This window comes from Arthrobacter alkaliphilus, from assembly GCF_021483235.1.
GTDB lineage: Bacteria > Actinomycetota > Actinomycetes > Actinomycetales > Micrococcaceae > Arthrobacter > Arthrobacter alkaliphilus.
The window spans coordinates 1-481 of sequence record NZ_JAKEEC010000069.1 but is presented as its reverse complement, the minus strand read 5'-3'; the positions used below and the strand labels follow the sequence as shown (position 1 = coordinate 481).

1 protein-coding gene is annotated in these 481 nt (G+C 63.0%); it reads right to left on the bottom strand.

Going from position 1 to position 481, the window contains the following annotated elements; all coding sequences use genetic code 11:
* Positions 1-481 (bottom strand): lipoyl synthase (locus L0B83_RS19630; protein WP_234760243.1); only part of this gene is annotated, 481 nt, incomplete at both ends.

Genomic DNA, 481 nt, shown 5'->3' with positions numbered 1-481 from the left:
CCGGAGAAGTCCGGGATGAGCAGTTCCACGCCCGTGCCGGGGTTCAGTTCGTGGATCTTGCGGACGGTTTCGGCGTAGAGCCAGACGCCTTCGTCTTCGAGGTCATCGCGGGCGACGCCGGTGACGGTGGCGTAGCGCAGGTTCATGGACTGGACGGAGCGGGCCACCTTGGTGGGTTCGAAACGGTCCAGGGGCGAGGGTTTGCCGGTGTCGATCTGGCAGAAGTCGCAGCGGCGGGTGCATTCGGAGCCGCCGATCAGGAAGGTCGCTTCCTTGTCTTCCCAGCACTCAAAGATGTTCGGGCAGCCTGCTTCCTCGCACACGGTGTGCAGGCCTTCTTTTTTCACGAGGTTCTTCAGGCCCACGAACTCAGGGCCCATCTGGACCTTGGCCTTGATCCACTCGGGCTTGCGTTCGACCGGGACGGCTTTGTTGCGCTGTTCAACGCGCAGCAGCTTACGGCCTTCAGGTGCCAGGGTCA